Origin of the sequence: Larsenimonas salina (genome assembly GCF_023736155.1) — a bacterium.
GTDB lineage: Bacteria > Pseudomonadota > Gammaproteobacteria > Pseudomonadales > Halomonadaceae > Larsenimonas > Larsenimonas salina.
On sequence record NZ_JAMLJJ010000002.1, the window covers coordinates 88,425 to 107,733 of the forward strand.

16 protein-coding genes are annotated in these 19,309 nt (G+C 60.6%); 6 read left to right on the plus strand and 10 right to left on the minus strand.

The genetic code is table 11. The features are described 5' to 3' along the window. Positions 1–43: 43 nt before the first annotated feature. Positions 44–706, minus strand: coding sequence for an OmpW/AlkL family protein (locus tag NAT23_RS05695; protein WP_251926302.1), 663 nt, complete (start codon positions 704–706; stop codon positions 44–46). A gap of 199 nt (positions 707–905) precedes the next feature. Continuing rightward, positions 906–2,921 carry a S9 family peptidase gene (locus NAT23_RS05700; RefSeq protein ID WP_251926308.1) on the minus strand — a complete coding sequence of 672 codons (2,016 nt, stop codon included), beginning with the start codon at positions 2,919–2,921 and terminating at the stop codon, positions 906–908. Between the two features lie 194 nt (positions 2,922–3,115). Here NAT23_RS05700 and NAT23_RS05705 point away from each other — a divergent pair, with 194 nt between their 5' ends. Then, the gene (locus tag NAT23_RS05705) at positions 3,116–4,129 is read left to right on the plus strand and encodes a tryptophan--tRNA ligase (RefSeq protein ID WP_251926309.1); all 1,014 of its coding nucleotides are present in this window, start codon (positions 3,116–3,118) and stop codon (positions 4,127–4,129) included. A 239-nt stretch (positions 4,130–4,368) separates the two neighbouring features. After that, complete coding sequence (locus tag NAT23_RS05710) at positions 4,369–6,060, plus strand: NAD-dependent malic enzyme (RefSeq protein WP_251926310.1); 1,692 nt, start codon at positions 4,369–4,371, stop codon at positions 6,058–6,060. A 113-nt stretch (positions 6,061–6,173) separates the two neighbouring features. On the opposite strand, the gene acnA is transcribed toward NAT23_RS05710, so the two are convergent. Further along, a complete protein-coding gene (acnA, locus tag NAT23_RS05715; RefSeq protein WP_286009959.1) occupies positions 6,174–8,912 on the minus strand; it encodes an aconitate hydratase AcnA in 2,739 nt (912 codons plus the stop codon). A 340-nt stretch (positions 8,913–9,252) separates the two neighbouring features. On the opposite strand from acnA, the gene NAT23_RS05720 reads away from it, so the two are divergent. The 3 genes from NAT23_RS05720 (at position 9,253) to trxB (ending at position 11,356) form a co-directional block, all read left to right on the plus strand. After that, entirely contained in the window at positions 9,253–9,465 is a 213-nt protein-coding gene (locus NAT23_RS05720; protein ID WP_251592798.1) for a zinc ribbon domain-containing protein, read from the plus strand. 152 nt (positions 9,466–9,617) lie between these two features. Further along, entirely contained in the window at positions 9,618–10,220 is a 603-nt protein-coding gene (locus tag NAT23_RS05725) for a peroxiredoxin (RefSeq protein WP_251592797.1), read from the plus strand. 158 nt (positions 10,221–10,378) lie between these two features. After that, positions 10,379–11,356, plus strand: coding sequence for a thioredoxin-disulfide reductase (gene trxB / locus NAT23_RS05730; protein WP_251926311.1), 978 nt, complete (start codon positions 10,379–10,381; stop codon positions 11,354–11,356). A gap of 132 nt (positions 11,357–11,488) precedes the next feature. Here trxB and NAT23_RS05735 read toward each other — a convergent pair whose 3' ends face one another. Then, positions 11,489–11,731 (minus strand): SlyX family protein, encoded by a 243-nt coding sequence (locus NAT23_RS05735; RefSeq protein WP_251592792.1) that lies wholly within the window; start codon positions 11,729–11,731, stop codon positions 11,489–11,491. 107 nt (positions 11,732–11,838) lie between these two features. Here NAT23_RS05735 and NAT23_RS14740 point away from each other — a divergent pair, with 107 nt between their 5' ends. Further along, the gene (locus tag NAT23_RS14740) at positions 11,839–12,297 is read left to right on the plus strand and encodes a cold-shock protein (RefSeq protein WP_286009960.1); all 459 of its coding nucleotides are present in this window, start codon (positions 11,839–11,841) and stop codon (positions 12,295–12,297) included. 80 nt (positions 12,298–12,377) lie between these two features. On the opposite strand, the gene NAT23_RS05745 is transcribed toward NAT23_RS14740, so the two are convergent. From NAT23_RS05745 to map, 6 genes are all read right to left on the minus strand, one after another. Continuing rightward, the gene (locus tag NAT23_RS05745) at positions 12,378–12,767 is read right to left on the minus strand and encodes a hypothetical protein (protein WP_251926312.1); all 390 of its coding nucleotides are present in this window, start codon (positions 12,765–12,767) and stop codon (positions 12,378–12,380) included. Between the two features lie 2 nt (positions 12,768–12,769). Then, positions 12,770–13,912 (minus strand): succinyl-diaminopimelate desuccinylase, encoded by a 1,143-nt coding sequence (gene dapE / locus NAT23_RS05750; protein WP_251926320.1) that lies wholly within the window; start codon positions 13,910–13,912, stop codon positions 12,770–12,772. Between the two features lie 48 nt (positions 13,913–13,960). Next, a complete protein-coding gene (gene dapD, locus NAT23_RS05755) occupies positions 13,961–14,986 on the minus strand; it encodes a 2,3,4,5-tetrahydropyridine-2,6-dicarboxylate N-succinyltransferase (RefSeq protein WP_251926322.1) in 1,026 nt (341 codons plus the stop codon). Between the two features lie 42 nt (positions 14,987–15,028). Beyond that, positions 15,029–15,394 carry a Spx/MgsR family RNA polymerase-binding regulatory protein gene (locus tag NAT23_RS05760; protein ID WP_251926324.1) on the minus strand — a complete coding sequence of 122 codons (366 nt, stop codon included), beginning with the start codon at positions 15,392–15,394 and terminating at the stop codon, positions 15,029–15,031. An 82-nt stretch (positions 15,395–15,476) separates the two neighbouring features. After that, complete coding sequence (locus NAT23_RS05765) at positions 15,477–18,161, minus strand: [protein-PII] uridylyltransferase (protein WP_251926326.1); 2,685 nt, start codon at positions 18,159–18,161, stop codon at positions 15,477–15,479. 79 nt (positions 18,162–18,240) lie between these two features. Next, a complete protein-coding gene (gene map / locus NAT23_RS05770; RefSeq protein WP_251926329.1) occupies positions 18,241–19,029 on the minus strand; it encodes a type I methionyl aminopeptidase in 789 nt (262 codons plus the stop codon). Positions 19,030–19,309: the final 280 nt, after the last annotated feature.

Genomic DNA, 19,309 nt, shown 5'->3' on the forward strand with positions numbered 1-19,309 from the left:
TTGTCGGTGGGCCAGTCGGCAGATAATGAGCAAAGACATCACCTCAAAATCGGTAACCGATGCCTGCGCCGAGCGCCAACTGGTCCAGATCGACCTCGACGTCGAATCCGTCTCCACTGTAGCGCTGTACAGGTACGAACAGATAGGTGGCGGAGAGTCCCACGGACCAGGCCACACCGAGGTGGTAGTCGAGTCCGAGTTGTGCCACTGGAATCAATAGAGTGTTGACCTTGAACGCCCCGATACCCTCACTGGGTGATACATCAAGCGGCCAGGCGTAGGCCGCTCCTGCCCCCAGGTATGGCCGCAGGGGGCTGGATGTCGGCAGGTAATACTGAAGGCTTGCCATTACGGCGGCGGTTGTAACCTCGCCGGCATCGATGTCTCCGAAAAAGGTGTCTTTGAGGTGGACCGCAGTGGTCGAGACGCCACCCGAGAGTTGAATGGCCCACGAAGGGCTTAAAAGGCGGGTCAGACTCAGCGTCGGGGAGAGTGTTGGTGGTGCGTAGTAGTCGCCTCCCAGCTGCCCGGCGTCGGTGTCGACATCAAGTGAGCGTGACGTGACGATCTCGGCCCGAAGGAGCCAGGCTCTGGTGCTTGTCGGGTCGGTGGCGGCCTGAGCCGGCAGGCTGAAACCTCCGACAATCAGGAGGACGGCAAGCACCAGGTGTCGATTGGGCGATATCAGTCCAGCGCAAGCATTCATTGGGACGAATCACTGTTTAAGGCGGTACTTATTCTTATCGGCGAGGCAGGTTCAGGTGTTTAGCGCAAGTTGACGGTGGCGGAGGAAACGCCCGGCGTAAGCAAGTGACCGGAGAGGTGCCCAGGCAGTGGAAAAGCGAGACCGCGCCAAAAAAAAGGCGCCCGAGGGCGCCTTTGGAGGCGGGATAAGCGTTCGGGGATCAGGCCTTCAGGGCCGTCTCGAGGCCGGGCGCGTATTCGGCGCCGTGCGGGACCGTGATCGAGGAAGTCTCGAGTGCGTCGCCGATCGGCTCGAAGCGCCCGCCGAGTACGTCGGCCAGAAACGCCTCGGTGACGGCGTTGAAGGCGATGTTGTTGACCGGGCGGGCAAAACCGTGGCCTTCGTCCGGGAACAGCACGTAGGTGACCGGGATGTCGTTGGCACGCATGGCCTCGACGATCTGATCGCTCTCGGCCTGCTTGACGCGGGGGTCGTTGGCGCCCTGGCCGATCAGAAGCGGCCGCGTGATGTGCTCGGCATGCGTCAGCGGTGAGCGGTCCTTGAGCCAGGCCTGGCCGTCTTCCGTGCCGGGGTCGGCCATGCGGCGATACATCTGCTGGCGGCCGGCTTCCCAGTACGCCGGAATACTTTCAAGCAGCGTTTCAAGATTGGAGGGGCCGACGATGTCGACGCCGCAGGCAAAAACGTCCGGGGTCATGGTAAGCCCTGCAAGCGTTGCGTAGCCGCCGTAGGAGCCGCCCATGATCGCCACGCGCGTCGTGTCGGCCACGCCTTCGCTGACGGCCCAGTCGACGGCGTCAAGCAGGTCGGTGTGCATGGCGGTGCCCCATTCGCCGTCGCCTGCGCTGGTGAAGCGCTTGCCGAAGCCTGTGGAGCCGCGGAAGTTGACCGAGAGCACCGCGTAGCCCCGGTTGGCAAGCCACTGGTGGTAGCCGTTGCTGCCGTAGCTGTCCCGCGCCCAGGGCCCGCCGTGGACTAAAAGCACCATCGGAAGCGGTGCGGCCGGGCGCGAGAAGCCGCCTGAGTCACTCAGCCCGTCGGGCAGCGTCAGGTAGCTGGTCAGTGTCAGGCCATCACGGGCGGTGAGCTCCAGCGGTGTCATGCCCTGAAGCGGAGCGCCTTCAAGCTCGGGGCGGCTGACGAACAGCGAAGTGAGTGCGTTTGCGTCGCGGTCGAACAACCACGTATGCGACGGCGCGGTGATCGGGTCGTTGACCACGACCCAGTAGCGGTCGTCACGTGAGCGCGAGGTGACATGGACATCGCCTTTGAGCTCATTGTCGAGCCACGTCATGCTCGCCTCGATCGCGTCGCTCTTGAAGTGCCAGCGCTCACGCAGGTATTCCACCGACCACGCTTCGACCTCGCGGGTCTCGCGGCTCAACATCACGTCGGTGGTGTCGGCGCGGTCGTCGTGGGCGATCAGCGTCATTTCGCCGCTCGCCCAGTCCTGGGCCATGAGGGCGGCGGTGTCACGCTCGCGGCTGTCGATCCAGTAAAGGGTCTTGCCGTCGCGGGTGAAGCCTGCCGGGCCGGTGTTGCTGCTGTCTTCAAAGCCGATCGAGGCGAAGGGCTCCTTGTCGATGTCGGTGCCCTCGACCTTAAAGAAATCCTCGCCGCCATCCGGGCGGGGGCGCATGGCCAGGCGCAGGTTCAGGTTGTCGTCGGCCATGAAGCCGCCATAGCCTTCGTTTTCGAGCACGTTTTCCAGTCGGCCATCGGCAAGATACAGCCGGTAGACGTCGTGCCAGCGCGGGTCGCGGTCGTTGAGCCCGATCAGGATGTGATCACTGACATCGGCGCTGACGCCGATGACCATCACACGGATCTCGTCCTGCGGGGTCAGAAGCGTGGTGTCAGCGCTTTCCACGTCCACTGCGAACAGGCGGAAGTTTTCATCGCCGCCCTGGTCGTTGACGTAGAGAAGCTGGCGACTGTCGGGGGACCAGAAATAGCTTCGAATCGGGCGCTCGATTTCAGAGGTGAGTGCCCGTATATCGTCGGGCTGCGTTCTGGGAGCAACCCAGAGATTGAGTACGCCGTCATTGGGGGCGATCCAGGAGAGCCAGTTGCCGTCCGGGCTTAGCTGGGCACCGATGCGGGTCGGGTTGCCGAAGAGCGTCTCGCGGGGGATCAGCGGCGTCGCACCGCTTGATCCGTCATCGGTGGACGCGGCGCGCGGCGTGGTGAAAAGGGGCGTGTTCATCCAGCGCATGGCAAGACTCCTGATGGGTAGGGCGAAAAAAGCCGATCTGGGTATTCAATGATGGTGGGGGCGCGCGATCTCAAGGGCAGGGTTCGCGTCGCTTGGCAGGCTTCGGTTAAGATTGCCGGATTCACACGGCCTCGGTGTGCCTTTCGGGCCGTAGGCGTTCATGTATTGTAGACACTTTTCGAGACCCTCTTTCGATGACTAAGACACGTGTTCTGACCGGTATCACCACCACCGGCACCCCTCATCTCGGTAACTACGTCGGGGCGATCCGTCCGGCCATCGAGGCCAGTCAGGATACGTCGGTCGAGGCGTTCTATTTTCTGGCCGACTTCCACGCCCTGATCAAGGCGCAGGATCCAAAACTGGTCGAACAGTCCCGGCGCGAGATCGCCGCGACCTGGCTGGCACTCGGGCTCGATACCGATAACGCCACGTTCTATCGACAGTCCGATATTCCGGAAATTCCCGAGCTGAGCTGGTTGCTGTCGTGCGTGTGTGCCAAGGGCCTGATGAACCGGGCCCACGCCTACAAGGCGGCGGTGCACGACAATGAAGAAAACGGCAGCCCCGACCCGGACCGTGGCGTCACCATGGGGCTTTACGGCTACCCGGTACTGATGGCGGCCGATATATTGATGTTCAACGCCAACAAGGTGCCGGTCGGACGGGATCAGATCCAGCACATCGAAATGGCCCGTGATATGGCCGGGCGGTTCAACCACCTCTACAAGGGGCAGTATTTCACTCTGCCCGAGGCGGTGGTCGATGAGCGTGTCGAGGTATTGAACGGCCTCGATGGTCGCAAGATGTCCAAGAGCTACAACAACACGATTCCGCTGTTCGTGTCCGAGAAGAAGCTTTTGAAGCTGATTCGCAAGATCAAGACCAACTCGCTCGAGCCGGGTGAGCCCAAATCGACCGAGGGCTGCACGCTGTTTCAGATCTATTCGGCCTTTGCATCGACTGATCAGACCGAGGCCATGCGCACGCGCTACGCCGAGGGCATCGGCTGGGGCGAGGTCAAAAACGAGCTGTTTGAGTTGCTCAATGGGCAGCTGAGTGCGCCGCGCGAGCGCTATCAGGCGCTTCTGGAAGACCCCGGGCATATCGAAGCCGTGCTGCAGCAGGGCGCGGAAAAGGCGCGCGAGGAAACCACGCGCACACTCGAGCGGCTGCGCTCGGCAGTCGGTCTCGGTCGGTTCGTCTGATCGGTCTTTTTATAATTAAAAAAACCGCCGGGGAGCCGTGTAGGCACTGATAAAATGTCGACACACCGGCCCTCCGGCCTGACGACCGGTCGGGACTTGCTACACTGAAACGGTGCCTGTCCCCGACGCCAAGGCAACCGTTCGTCGCGTAAACGACGCCGGTACGGATTCAGCCCGGCGGCGCAGTCATCTCGTCGTACCGCCGGGGCCAATTTGTTCAACCTGGTATGCGAGAGCTCATGAGCGAACCGTCGAAACGTCCTCTGTATGTCCCCTACGCGGGCCCCACGCTTCTTGAAATGCCGCTGCTCAACAAGGGCAGTGCCTTTACGCTCGAAGAACGCATCAGTTTCAATCTGATCGGTCTGTTGCCCCATAACGTCGAGACCATCGAAGAACAGGTCGAGCGCGCCTATCACCAGTACAGCCAGTGTGCGACCAACCTCGACAAGCACATCTACCTGCGCGCGATTCAGGACGACAACGAAACGTTGTTCTTCCGTCTGATCGAGGAAAACCTCGAGGAGATGCTGCCGATCATCTATACGCCGACGGTCGGCCAGGCCTGTGAGAAATTCTCGGAAATCTACCGCAACCATCGCGGCCTGTTCATTGCCTACCCGGACCGCCACCGGATGGATGACATTCTAAGAAGCGCGACCAAGGACAACGTCAAGGTGATTGTCGTCACCGACGGCGGCCGGATTCTGGGGCTTGGGGATCAGGGTATCGGCGGCATGGGTATTCCGATCGGCAAGCTCTCGCTCTACACCGCCTGTGGCGGCATCAGCCCGGCCTATACGCTGCCGCTGGTACTGGACGTGGGCACTGATAACCAGGAGCTTCTGGACGACCCGATGTACATGGGCTGGCGTCATCCGCGTATTGGGGATGAGGAATACGCCGAGTTCATCGAGCTGTTCATTCAGGCGGTCAAGCGCCGATGGCCGAACGTGTTGCTTCAGTTCGAGGATTTCGCGCAGAAAAACGCCAATCCGCTGCTCGAGAAATACCGCAACGACATCTGCAGCTTCAACGACGATATTCAAGGCACGGCCTCGGTCGCGCTCGGCACATTGATGGCGGCCTGCAAGGCCAAGAATGAGCCGCTCAAAGATCAGGTCGTGGCGTTTGTCGGCGCAGGCTCGGCCGGCTGCGGCATTGCCGAGCACATCGTGGTGGCGATGATCGATGAGGGCCTTTCCGAGCGTGAGGCGCGAAAGCGCGTGTTCATGATCGACAAGGACGGTCTGGTGACCGACGATGCCAAGGGGCTCTATCCCTTCCAGCAGCGTCTGGCGCAATCGCGCGACGCGCTCTCTGACTGGGGGCTTGGCAACGGCAGTATCTCGCTGACCGAGGTGCTCTCCCACGCAGGCGCCACCATCTTGATCGGTGTTTCCGGTCAGAAGGGGTTGTTCTCGGAAGAGGTGATCAAGACACTTCACAAGAACTGCGCCAACCCGCTGGTGATGCCGCTGTCGAACCCGACCTCCAAGGTCGAGGCCACGCCCGAGCAGATCATCAAGTGGACCAATGGGCAGGCGCTGGTGTGCACCGGCAGCCCGTTCGACCCGGTCGAGTTCGAGGGACGGACGATTCCGATTGCCCAGTGCAACAATTCCTACATCTTCCCGGGCATTGGTCTGGGGGCGGTCGCGGCCAAGGCCTCAAAGATTACCGATGAGATGCTGATGGCGGCCTCACGGGCGCTCTCTGACAGCGCACCGATCGTCAAGCACGGCGAGGGGGCACTCTTGCCGTCAATCAAGGACGTGCAGACGCTCAGTCAGGACATCGCCTTTGCCGTGGCCAAGCAGGCCCAGAAGGAAGGGGTGGCGCTCGAGACCAGCGATGAGCGGCTCTGGGGTGAAATCACGAAGAACTTCTGGCACCCGCGCTATCGCCACTATCGCCGCGCGGCGTTCTAGTCGTTAAGCCGTTCTGGTGACGATGCAGGCGCCAGGCATGAAAAAGCCCCGACCATCGGTCGGGGCTTTTTTTGTACCGGATCGGACGCCGCATAAGGCGGCGTCCGACAGGCTCACTTGCTCAGCATGCTGCGAAGTACGTAGTGCAGGATGCCGCCGTGACGGTAGTACTCCATCTCGTTGGCAGTGTCGATGCGGCACTTGGCCGAGATGGTTTTCTCATTGCCGTCCTCGAACGTGATCGAGACGTCGACGGTGCCGCCGGGCTCGAGCTTGCCAAGTCCCTTGATCGAGATCACTTCCTCGCCGGTCATGTTCAGCGAATTGCGATCCTCACCTTCGGGGAACTGCAGCGGCAATACGCCCATGCCGATCAGGTTGGAGCGGTGGATGCGCTCGTAGGATTCGGCCAGTACCGCGCGCACGCCGAGCAGGCGTGTGCCCTTGGCTGCCCAGTCACGCGAGGAGCCGGTGCCGTATTCCTTGCCGGCGATGACGACCAGCGGTGTATCGTCTTCCTGATACTTCATGGCCGCATCGTAAATGGACATCTGCTCGCCAGAGGGAATATGGCGTGTGAAGCCGCCTTCGACGTTATCGAGCATCTCGTTTTTGATGCGCACGTTGGCGAAGGTACCGCGCATCATCACTTCGTGGTTGCCGCGACGCGAGCCGTAGGAGTTGAAGTCCTTGACCTCGACCCCGTTGTCCTTCAGGTACTTGCCTGCAGGGCTGTCGGGCTTGATCGCACCCGCCGGTGAGATGTGGTCGGTAGTAACCGAGTCGCCGAGCTTGGCGAGCACGCGGGCCTCGACCACGTCTTCGATCTTCTCGGGCTCACGGCCCATGCCTTCGAAGAACGGCGGGTTCTGAATGTAGGTCGAGTCGCTTGACCAGTTGTAGACTTCGCTGGCCTCGACATCGATGGACTGCCAGGTTTCGTCGCCGTCGAAGACTTCGGCGTACTCCTTGCGGTACATGTCCGTCTTGACCCGCTCGACGGCCTCGGCGATCTCGGCCTGTGACGGCCAGATGTCCTTCAGGAAGACGTCGTTGCCGTCCTTGTCCTGACCGAGCGGATCTTCGGTGATGTTGATCCGCATGTTGCCGGCGAGTGCAAAGGCGACGACCAGGGGCGGTGACGCCAGCCAGTTGGTCTTGACCAGCGGATGGATGCGCCCTTCGAAGTTACGGTTGCCCGAAAGCACCGAGGCCACGGTCAGGTTTTCATCCTGCACGGCCTTTTCGATGGGCTCGGGCAGCGGGCCTGAGTTGCCGATGCACGTGGTGCAACCGTAGCCCACAAGGTTGAAGCCGAGCGTGTTGAGCGGCTCCTGGAAACCTGCGGTCGCAAGGTAGTCGGTCACGACCTTGGAACCCGGTGCCAGGGAGGTCTTGACCCAGGGCTTGGACATCATGCCTTTTTCGACGGCTTTCTTGGCCAGAAGGCCTGCCGCCATCAGCACGCTCGGGTTGGAGGTGTTAGTGCAGGAGGTGATCGCTGCAATGACCACGGCGCCCTCGTCGAGGCGGAACTTGTCGCCTTTCCATTCGACGTTGGGGTTGTCGCGGTAGCTGTTGCCGACGTAAGGCGCGGTCTGGCCGCCTTCGCTCAGCCACTTGCCGTCTTCGGTGTCCTGCTCGTCACCGGACTGCTCGTCGAGCAGTTTGAGGAAAGTGGACTTCATGTCTTTCAGCGAGACACGGTCCTGCGGGCGTTTCGGGCCGGCAAGGCTCGATTCGACCTCATTCATGTCGAGTTCGAGGGTGTCGCTGAAGCGCGGCTCATGGCCGGGCTCGCGCCAGAGACCCTGTGTTTTCGCGTACTCCTCGACCAGTTCGGTCTGCTCCTGGCTACGGCCGGTGAGCTTCATGTAGGTCAGGGTTTCATCATCAAGCGGGAAGAAACCACAGGTCGCGCCGTACTCGGGCGCCATGTTGGCGATCGTCGCGCGATCGGCCAGCGGCAGATCCTTCAGGCCATCGCCGTAGAATTCGACGAACTTGCCGACCACACCGTGCTTCCTGAGCATCTGGGTGACGGTCAGCACCAGATCGGTTGCGGTAATGCCTTCGTTGAGCTTGCCGGTCAGCTTGAAGCCGACCACTTCGGGAATCAGCATCGACACCGGCTGACCGAGCATTGCAGCTTCGGCTTCGATGCCGCCGACGCCCCAGCCAAGCACGCCAAGGCCATTGATCATGGTGGTATGGGAGTCGGTGCCGACCAGCGTGTCGGGGAAGGCAAAGGTCTTGCCGTCGATGTCCTTGGTCCAGACCGACTTGCCGAGGTACTCCAGATTGACCTGGTGGCAGATGCCGGTGCCCGGCGGAACGACGCTGAAGTTGTTGAAGGCCTGCTGGCCCCAGCGCAGAAACTCGTAACGCTCGCGGTTACGCTCCATCTCGATCTTGACGTTGTCCTCGAACGCGTCGTCGTCACCGAAGTGATCGACCATGACCGAGTGGTCGATGACCAGATCGACCGGGGAGAGCGGGTTGATGCGCTCGGGCGATTCCCCCAGATTCTTGACGGCGTCACGCATGGCGGCAAGATCGACCACGCCGGGCACGCCCGTAAAGTCCTGCATCAGTACGCGGGCGGGGCGGTAGCCGATTTCGCGGGTGGACTTGCCTTCTTTCTGCCAATCGACCAGCGCCTGGATGTCATCGGCGGTGGCGGCCTCGCCGTCCTGATAGCGCAGCTGGTTCTCGAGAAGGACTTTCAGTGTGAAGGGCAGCTTCGAAATATCGCCGTACTGTTTTTCGGCTTCGGCAAGGCTGTAATAGTGGTAGGTCGCATCACCCACCTTGAGTTCGGAAATCATGTCACTTGCATCCTGGGCGCTCATGGGCCTCCTCCTCATCGTATTAAGAGGGTCAGTGTCGACGGCTCGGGCATGTTTATAGGCTACGGTCATTCCCATCGCGTCTACTTCGACGGGTGCCCGAGGTAAAGCGTAGGTGCTCTTTGGGAAATATGCGCGATTTAAGCGCGCCGCCAACTGTCGACAATCATGGTGCCAGCTCATGCAGATATCGTGAAGGGCGCGTTAGCGCGAGAAGCTTTAACAGGAAAGGTGAAATCAGGGCGGGGGAAATGCGCATCGCTCGCTACACTTCACTTTATGAATACGCCAAAAAATTGATCCCGCCGGGCGCTCAAGTGTCTGGTTGAATGAGGGCGATACCATGAACGAAGAGCTGCTTGAACCGCGTGATGTTCAATGCCCGTATTGCGGCACGATGTGCACACTCTTGATCGACGCAAGCCAGGGCTCGATCTCAACCGTTGAGGACTGCCAGCGCTGCTGTAGCCCGATGCAGGTCGCCATCGAGGTCGATGCGCTCGATGACACGGTGCTGTCGGTCACGGTGCATCGGGATGATGCCAGCGATTGGTAGCTGGGGTAGGTCGTTTGTCGTACTATCAATCCTATAGATCACGGCTATTTTGGCTATTGCCCTAATCGAATTGGCAAACTGCTTCCGGTTTAATACGATTGAGCCAGTCTTTAAATCCGATAGTTAATTCAAGATTGCAAAAGGAAAGGTTAATGAGCGTACTTGTAGGCCGTCAGGCTCCCGAATTTGACGCACCGGCGGTTCTCGGCGATGGCAGCATCGTCGACAGTTACAAGCTGTCTGAAAGCGACGGCAAATACCGCGTGGTCTTTTTCTGGCCGCTGGACTTCACCTTCGTATGCCCGTCGGAAATCATCGCCCACGACAACCGCCTGGCCAAGTTCAAGGAGCTCGGTGTCGAGGTGATCGGTGTGTCCATCGATTCTCAGTTCACTCACCACGCGTGGCGCAAGACCTCGCGCGACGCTGGCGGCATCGGCAATGTCGAATTTCCGATGGTCGCGGACGTGAAGCACGAAATCGCCCAGGCGTACGGCATCGAGCATCCGGAAGAAGGCGTTGCACTTCGCGCTTCGTTTCTGATCGACAAGAACGGCGTTGTTCAGCATCAGGTCGTCAACAACCTGCCGCTGGGACGTAACGTCGACGAAATGATCCGCATGGTTCAAGCGCTTCAGTATCACGAGAACCATGGCGAAGTCTGCCCGGCAGGCTGGGAAGAGGGCAAAGAAGGTATGAAGGACACCGCCGAAGGCGTGGCCAAGTACCTGTCCATGAACTCGTCCAACCTGTAAGGGGCGTCGGCGGACACCTTGAAGGTGGCCGCCATCGTAACCATATACCGCGTAATGCGGGCAAATGGCCTGATGGTGCGAAAGCGCTTTCAGGCCATTTTGTTATGACATGAACACGGGCAGGGCCCATTGGCTCTGCCGGGTAACGAGAGGTCTTCATGAGTGACGTTCACCACCGGTCGTTGATTATTCTAGGGTCCGGTCCTGCCGGCTATTCCGCGGCCGTTTACGCAGCACGAGCCAACCTGAAGCCCATGTTGATCACCGGCATGGAAATGGGAGGGCAGTTGACCACCACCACCGACGTGGACAACTGGCCAGGCGACGATATCGGCGTACAAGGCCCTGAGCTGATGGAGCGCATGCGCCGTCACGCTGAGCGGTTCGAGACCGAAATCGTCATGGATCACATCCAGGAGGTCTCCGTCAACGAGCGCCCGTTTACGCTCAAGGGCGGCAGTGACACCTATACCTGCGACGCCTTGATCATCGCCACCGGGGCCAGCGCGCTGTATCTGGGGCTCGAGTCGGAAGACCGCTTCAAGGGCCAGGGCGTGTCGGCCTGCGCAACCTGCGACGGATTTTTCTACCGCAATCAGGACGTCGTGGTGGTTGGTGGCGGCAACACCGCCGTGGAAGAGGCGCTTTACCTGTCCAATATCGCCAAGAACGTGACTCTGGTGCATCGGCGCGATCACCTGCGGGCGGAAAAGATTCTGCAGGACAAGCTCTATGACAAGGTCGAAAACGGCAATATTACCCTTGAGTGGAACCACGTCGTCGACGAGGTTCTGGGTGATAACTCCGGTGTCACCGGCGTTCGCCTGAAGGCGTTCAACGGCGAGGCCACCAAGGAGCTTTCTGCAACGGGGCTGTTCGTCGCGATCGGGCACAAGCCGAATACGGATCTGTTCACCGGCCAGCTCGACATGAAGGATGGCTATCTGGTGGTGAAATCAGGTCTTGAAGGCAATGCGACCGTCACCAGCGTACCGGGTGTGTTCGCGGCAGGGGACGTCGCCGATCATGTCTACCGTCAGGCCATTACCTCAGCGGGCAGTGGCTGCATGGCGGCGCTCGATGCCGAACGTTATCTCGATGGGCTGGATCCGTCGGTACCACACTCTGCCTGGTAAGCGGGACGGGTGTCGGTCGGTATCAAAAAGGAGCTTCGGCTCCTTTTTTCTTGGCGTCGTTCATGATAAAGAACGAATGTGGTTTGGGCGCGACGGTCTCAGTAATGGGATGGCCTAAGTAATGGGATGGCCTCAGTAATGCGGCGGCACATCATCTTCCGGGCGCCATGAGGGTGCGTCGTCGTCCTGAGAGGTGCGGGTGTTTTCAACGCGCTGATTCAAAATCAAGAGCTGCCGCTCGAGTCGCTCGATGTGACGCTGTTGATCGACCAGGGTGCGATCGAGCAGTTCGAGCCAATCTTCCTGGTGGGCCAGTCTGCTTTCAACTTCGGTTAAGCGGTCTACCACCTCACCGAGCGAGCTGTCAATCGGCATGTTACACTTTGTTGAGTCGCCTGAAGTGCTCATGAAGTAGAGAATTTCCGGTGAAGTGATGAGTGAGTCATGACGTAATTCCAATAAATGTAGAGATATTCAAGTATATGAATCGACAATCTTTTTTGCGCTGCAGCTTGATCAGTGCCGTACTGGCGCTGCTCTTGCCGTTTCTGATTCTTGGCCTGCTGATGCTGTTCGGCAGCGCATCGCCCGCGGGTGAGCTCATGAGCGCGCCTGCCTATCTGGCGACCGCGATTGCAGGGTTTATTGTACTGATCATTGCCACCGCCAGCATGTCTCGTCCCGCCCCGCGGTCCGTGACGTCGACAGCTATCGAGGCCGATGACGATGACCGGGAAAGCGGTATCGTCAAATGGTTCAACGTCAACAAGGGTTACGGGTTCATCACGCGCGATGTCGGCGGTGATGAAGACGTCTTTGTTCATTTCAGGGCGTTGAGGGGCAAGGGCAATCGAACGCTTGCCGAAGGGCAGCGGGTCAAATATTACGCGGTTCGAAACGATCGCGGTCTGCAGGCCGAAGATGTGACCGTGATCACCTGATCGATGTGAAAGGCGCCGAAAGGCGCCTTTCTTGAATCGACGCCAGCCATATCAGCGCCTGAACACCAAAAGCGCTTGCCTCAAAGGCCTGAATCGGGCCAGTGAAATACTTCCTCTTCGCCTCCCGCCTTGACGCGATAGAACCGGTCCGGCTCATCGCCTGGCTGCCAGCCGCCGAGTGAGCAGCGCACCTCGACGCCGAGCGCGGCTTGTGCAGCCCTTGCGCAGTCCACATCCCGCGGCCAGGGGGTGGCGCTCGAATCGAGCCAGAGGCTCGAGAAACGGTCCGCCGCATTTTCGATCAACAGCACCGGCAGTTCGCCTTCGGCCATCGTGAACAGGGTACGCCATTTGCCCTTGCCGCTTGGCTGCCAGTCGCGCGTCTGCGAGAAGGTCTCGTTCAGCCAGGCAAGGATGGTGTCCTTGTCGATCGGGGCGAGGTAAATCTCGATATCGGGAAACCGCTCCATGCTCATGATCCTAGAAGTCGTTTGAAAATCGCCAGGTAGCAGTCGCTCAGGACATCAAGATCGAGTGCACGAATGCGCTCATCGACCTGATGAATCGTCGCGTTGCAGGGGCCGAGCTCGATGACGTGCGTGCCGAGCGTGGCGATGAAGCGACCATCGGAGGTGCCGCCGCTGGTGGACAGCTGTGGCGGTGTGCCGGTCGCGTCGGTGATGCCGTCGGTCACGCTGGTCAGCAGGGCACTTTCAGGCGTCAGAAAGGGCTCGCCGAACAGCGTCCATTCGATGTCGTACTCAAGCCCGTGCTCATCGAGAATCGCCTCGGTGCGGACCTTGAGGAGCTCGGCGGTGACCTCGGTCGAGAAACGGAAGTTGAACACGACCTCGAGCGTTCCGGGAACCACGTTGGTCGCACCGGTGCCGGCGTTGATGTTCGAGATCTGAAAGCTGGTGGCCGGGAAAAACGCATTGCCTTCGTCCCAGTGTGCGCGTGCGAGCGCATCGAGCGCCGGCGCGGCCTGATGAATGGGATTACGCGCCAGATGCGGGTAGGCCACGTGGCCCTGAATGCCCTTGACCGTAAGCACAGCGCCGAGTGAGCCACGGCGGCCGTTCTTGACGACGTCGCCGACCCGCTCGGTCGAGGAGGGTTCGCCGACGATGCAGTACTCGGGGGCTTCTCCGCGCGCGCGCAACGCCTCGACCACGGCGCGTGTTCCATGTATTGCCGGCCCTTCCTCGTCGCTTGTCAGCAAAAAGGCCAGTCGGCCCGGGTGGTCCGGCTGTTGGTCGATGAAGCGCTCGACCGCCGTGACCATCGCGGCCAGGCTCCCTTTCATATCGGCCGCGCCGCGGGCGCGCAGGTAGCCCTGATCGTCGATGGACGGTGAAAAGGGCGGTTGCTGCCATTGGGCTTCGGGGCCGGTCGGGACCACATCGGTGTGGCCGGCAAGCACGAGCGTGGGCCCTTCCCCGCGGGTGGCCCACATGTTGGTGACGCCGTGGGCATCCATGGGCTCGATCGTGAACCCGAGCGCTGCAAGGCGTTCGGCAATCAGGGCCTGGCAGCCTGCATCATCGGGGGTCACCGACGGTCGAGCCAGCAGGTCGCAGGCAAGCGTCAGCGTGTCGGAAAGGGTATCGGGCATGGTATATCCGTAAACATGGCCGGCGCAGGGCCGGCCACCGATCAAGTATCAGTTGTGAGCGTGCAGGGCATCGTTCAGGGCGATGGCACTCTTGTTGGTGCGGCATTCAAGTCGCCCAGTGGTCGAGTTGCGCAGGAACAGCAGGTCGCTCTGGCCGGCAAGCTGTCGCGCTGCGACGGTTTCAGCCACCTCACCGTTTTCATCCAGTACCGCGACCTTGGCACCTGCGGTGATGTAGAGCCCGGCCTCGACGGTGCAGCGATCGCCCAGCGGAATGCCGATGCCGGCATTGGCGCCGATCAGGCAATTTTCGCCGGTACCGATGACGATGTTGCCACCGCCGGACAGCGTGCCCATGGTCGAGGCGCCGCCGCCGAGATCCGTGCCTTTCTTGAGCATGACGCCTGCAGAAATGCGGCCTTCAACCATACCCGGGCCTTCGGTGCCGGCGTTGAAATTGCAAAAGCCTTCGTGCATGACGGTGGTGCCTTCACCCAGGTGCGCGCCGAGGCGAACGCGGGCGGTATCGGCGATGCGTACGCCTTTCGGTACGACGTAGTCGGTCATTTTCGGGAACTTGTCGACGCAGTCGACCGACAGGGTGCGGCCTTCCAGGCGCGCCTTGAGCTGACGAACGGAGAGCTCGTCGATGTCGATGGCGCCTTCGCTGCTCCAGGCGATGTTCTTGAGCAGGCCGAACATGCCGGTCAGGTTGATGCCGTGCGGCTTGACCAGACGGTGTGACAGCAGATGCAGCTTGAGGTAGACCTCAGGCACGCTTGCCGGGGCGTCGTCGGTGTCGATGAGCGTCGCCACCAGCGGTCGCTGGCTCTGTGTCAGCGCCTCGGCCAGTTCGGCCTGTTCGGTGAAGCCGGCTTCGCTGAAGGCGTCGCCCAGTTTTCCGGCATCTTCCGGTAGAAAGCTTACGGCCTGATTGCCTTCGGGCAGCGTCAGTACGCGGCGGGCAGCCTCGATCAGTTTGGCGCTCGGCTCGAACTGAGGAGCCGGGTAATAGACTTCCAGCCATTCGCCCTGGGTGTTTTGTGTACCGATGCCTAGTGCAAAGCTCAGCATGTTTGATCCTCTAGAAGTGATAAAAGCGCGTGAGGGCGCCTGTTATGGGATGTGATCGATAAGCGTGTCGTAGTCGTCCGCAAGATACCCTGCTCGCGCGTCCACGTTCGGCCCGGTGAGTACGGGGCGTTTCATGAGCGAGGGGTGCGTGCTCAAGAGCTCGATTGCGGCCTGAGTGTCGTTGTCAGCGAGGCGCGCCTTTTCGGTATCGTCGAGCTGGCGCCAGGTGGTGCTGCGGCGATTGATCAGCGTGTCCACGCCCAGTGCCTCGATCAATTGAGTCAGCGTGGCGGTGTCTAGACCGTCGGCCTTTACATCGATGTAGCGGTACTCGAGTCCGGCGTTATCGAGGTGGCGGCGTGCCTTGCGGCAGGTGTCGCAGCTTTTTAGACCGATAAAGGTGAGCATGGTCGGGTCCGTGATGATGGCCTGGGGTGCAGTGTGTGCTGATGTGTAAGGCGGTCGATTATAGGCAGCCCGGGGGCTGCGCTCAAACCCCCGCCTCGGCATCGAGTACATCGCACAGGCGCTGGCTCAGGCCGTCGAGTCGGCGGCTGTCGGTAATCGCCTGGCCATCAAGGTCCATGATGAAGAATACGTCTTCGACGCGCTCGCCAAGCGTTGCGATCTTGGCGCCGGACAGGGCGATGTCACATTCCATGAAAATACGGCCCACGCGGGCAAGAAGGCCCGGGCGGTCCGCCGCGATCAGTTCGAGCACGGTGCGGTCGTTGGTGTCGTCCTGCTCGATGCGCACCCGGGTCGGGACCCGAAAGTGCTTGAGCTGGCGCGGTGTGTGGCGCGCGACGATGCGGGGGTAGTCGTCCGGGTCGTCGAGCTCATCGACCAGCTGTTGGTGAATGGCGCGAAGCCGCTCGGGGTCGCGAATCGGTTCACCGTCGTCGTCGAGCAGGATGAAGGTGTTCAGCGTCCAGAGATTACTTGATGTCGCGATGCGGGCGTCGTGGATCGACAGTCCAAGCTGTTCGATCGCTGCCGCCGTTGCCGCGAACAGGTTGTTGACCGAGCGGGTATGAATAAAGACCTTGGTGCCGCCATCGGCCATGTCCTCGGTCGGCGCGCTGATCAGGATTAACGGGGTGACCTGATAGTTGGCCTCCAGAATGCCCTGGGTATGCCAGGCGATTTCGCTGGGGGCGTACTGCAGAAAATACTCATCGCCAAGGGTTTGCCACAGCTGGTCAACGCTCTCGTCGCGGGTGCCCATGCCCGTCAGCAGTGCCCGCGCCTCGGCACGGGTCTCGTTGACCCATTCCTGACGGTCCAGCGGGTTTTCGAGCCCGCGTCTGAGCGCGCGTCGAGCTTCGGTATGGAGCTGGCGCATGAGGGAGGCCCGCCAACCATTCCAGAGGGAGGCGTTGGTGGCGCTGATGTCGGCCACGGTCAGCACGTAAAGATAATCGAGGTGGCGCTCATCGTGCATGGCGGTGGCGAATTCGCTGATGACGTCGGGGTCACTGATGTCTCTTTTCTGAGCGGTTTTCGACATCAACAGGTGATGCTCGACCAGCCAGCAGATCAGCTCGGTATCGCGGCGGCTGACGCCATGGCGTTCGCAGAAGGCGCGGGCGTCGATGGCGCCGAGGGTTGAGTGGTCGCCCCCACGGCCCTTGGCGATGTCGTGGTAGAGCCCGGCGATCCAGAGAATATCGTGGCGGGGGAGCTGCTGCATCAGTGTGCAGGCAAGCGGCGATTGTTCGTCGCTTTCACCCTTGAAGCACTGCATGCCATCGAGCAGGCGCAGCGTGTGGGCGTCCACCGTATAAATGTGGAACAGGTCGTGCTGCATCAGGCCGATCACGTCGCCGAACTCGGGCAGGTACTTTCCGAGAATGCCGTAGCGGGCCATTCGGGCAAGCTGCTGGGCGACATTGCCATCGGAGCGCAAGAGCTCCATGAACAGGCTCTTGTGGCGCACGTCCTGTCGAAAGGCGTCATCGATCAGGTGGCGGTGGTCACGAATCAGGCGAATGGTTTCCGCGCGTACGCCACCAATGCTTGGGTGCTGGGCCATCAACAGAAATAGCTCCAGCAGCGCACCCGGGCGTCTTAGAAAAACAGTGGGGTAGCGCGTCTGGATATAACCGTCTCGAATCTCGAAGCGGTTGTTGATGGGCGTGATGGTCGGGGTTTCCGAGTCGCGCAGAATCCGCTCCTCGAAATTCTGCAACAGCATGTCGTTGAGTTCGACCAGCGTTGTTACCACTCGGTAGTAACGGCGCATGAACTGCTCGACAGCAAGCCGCTTTTCCGAGTCCTGGTAGCCGAAAAGCTCCGCCACGGCGCGCTGGTGGTCGAACAGGAGCCGATCCTCGGCGCGCCCGGTCAGCATGTGCAGCGCGTAACGCACCTGCCACAGAAAGGCGCGGCCCTGGCTCAGAATGCGCAGGTCGGTGTCGGACATGAAACCCTGATCGATCACATCTTTGTAGGTGCGCACGTCGAAATGCCGCTTGGCTACCCAGCCGACCATCTGAATATCTCGAAGGCCACCGGGCGAGCTTTTGATGTTCGGCTCCAAGTGGTACTCGGAGTTATTGAACTTGTGGTGACGCGCGATCTGTTCCTGCCACTTGGCTTCGAAAAACGCAGCGCTCTGCCACATGCGCTCAGGACTTATGCGTGCGTACATCGCATCGCGCAGGCGTTCGGGGCCGGAAAGCGTTCGGCTTTCCAGCAAATTGGTGATGACGGTGATGTCATTGCGGCATTCACGCTCGCAGTCGCTCAGCGAGCGAACGCTGTGCCCGATATCGAGTCCGATGTCCCATAAAAACGTGATGAACGCGGTCAGCGCCTCGCGAAACGGCGTGTCATCGTCGTCTTCAAGCAGCAGCAGCAAGTCGATGTCGGAGCCGGGGTGAAGCTCGCCGCGCCCGTAGCCACCGACGGCGAGAAGGGTGATGCCATCGCTTGGCCAGTCAAGCCGCTCCCAGGCGATCTTCAGGAGCTGGTCAAGGCACCAGGCGCGCCCATAGATCAGGTCGCGAATGTCGTGGCCGGCCATGAAACGCCGATCCAGGCGTTCTCCGATCTCTTTCAATGCGATCTTGTACAGCGGAATCGGCGGACGGCCAGTATCGAGTGAGGCCTTGAAGGCGCTCACGTCGAACAGGTCGGTGTCGGGCACGAAGCGATAGTGGTGCAATAGCATGATCAGGTCTCAGCGTGACATCGTTCTGTAAGTGCCCGACGGGGGTGGCCGCCCGGTTGTATGGCGTCGAGGCGCGGGGTCACTCGGTCAGAAACGAGAGGTCTTCGTCCTGGCGGGTCGTGGTCACGATGCAGCCCGTATCGGTCACGATCAGCGTATGCTCCCACTGGGCGGAAAGGCTCTTGTCGCGAGTGACTGCGGTCCAGCCGTCTTTCAATACCTTGGTCGCGTACTTGCCGGCGTTGATCATTGGCTCGATGGTCAGGCACATGCCGCTTTTGAGCACGGCGTCGTTATGTCGGTCATAGCCATCATAGTGCAACACCTGGGGCTCTTCGTGGAAATTTTTCCCGATGCCATGACCGCAGAAGTCGCGCACGACACTGTAGCCGTTCTTTTCGGCGTGGGACTGGATGACCCGGCCGATGTCGGAGAGTCGAGTGCCCTCCTTGACGATCTCGAGTGACTTGTAGAGACACTCCTGAGTCACGGTAGACAGCCGTTCGCCCTTGAGGTTGTCGCCGACGATGAACATGCGGCTGGTGTCGCCGTAGTAGCCGTTCTTGATCACGGTCACGTCGATGTTGAAGATATCGCCGTTCTTGAGCTTCTTGCTGAAGTCGGGGATGCCATGACAGACCACGTGATTGAGCGAAATGCAGGTGGCGTGCTGGTAGCCGTGATAGCCGATGGTGGCCGAGGTGCAGCCCAGTTCGTTTTCAAGGTATTCCTGACACAACCTGTCGAGCTCACCGGTGGTGACGCCTGCACGGACGTGCTCGCTGATCATTTCAAGGACCTGGGCGGCGCAGCGGCCTGCAACCCTTAGATGTTCGATGTCTTCCGGTGTATTGATCGGGATGGTCATGTCGGTCTTCAACTCGGTGCTGATCGGTGCGCAGAAACGGCCCGATGGGGATGGAGAATGCCCGCTGGCGCGGGGCTCGGGCTAAGTTCGGCTTCATATTTCAAGTGTTATATGGTATAAAGCCGCGCGCTTTCCTGCAAACCATTGCCACGCCGACCTTCATGCGTCGACGGGCTCGGGAAGGTGTGTAATCAATCCTTAACGACACACACGTACCGTCACATCGTCCAGGGTGCCGCTTTGCGGTCGGATGCATGGGGTACGTGGAGGCATAACCCGA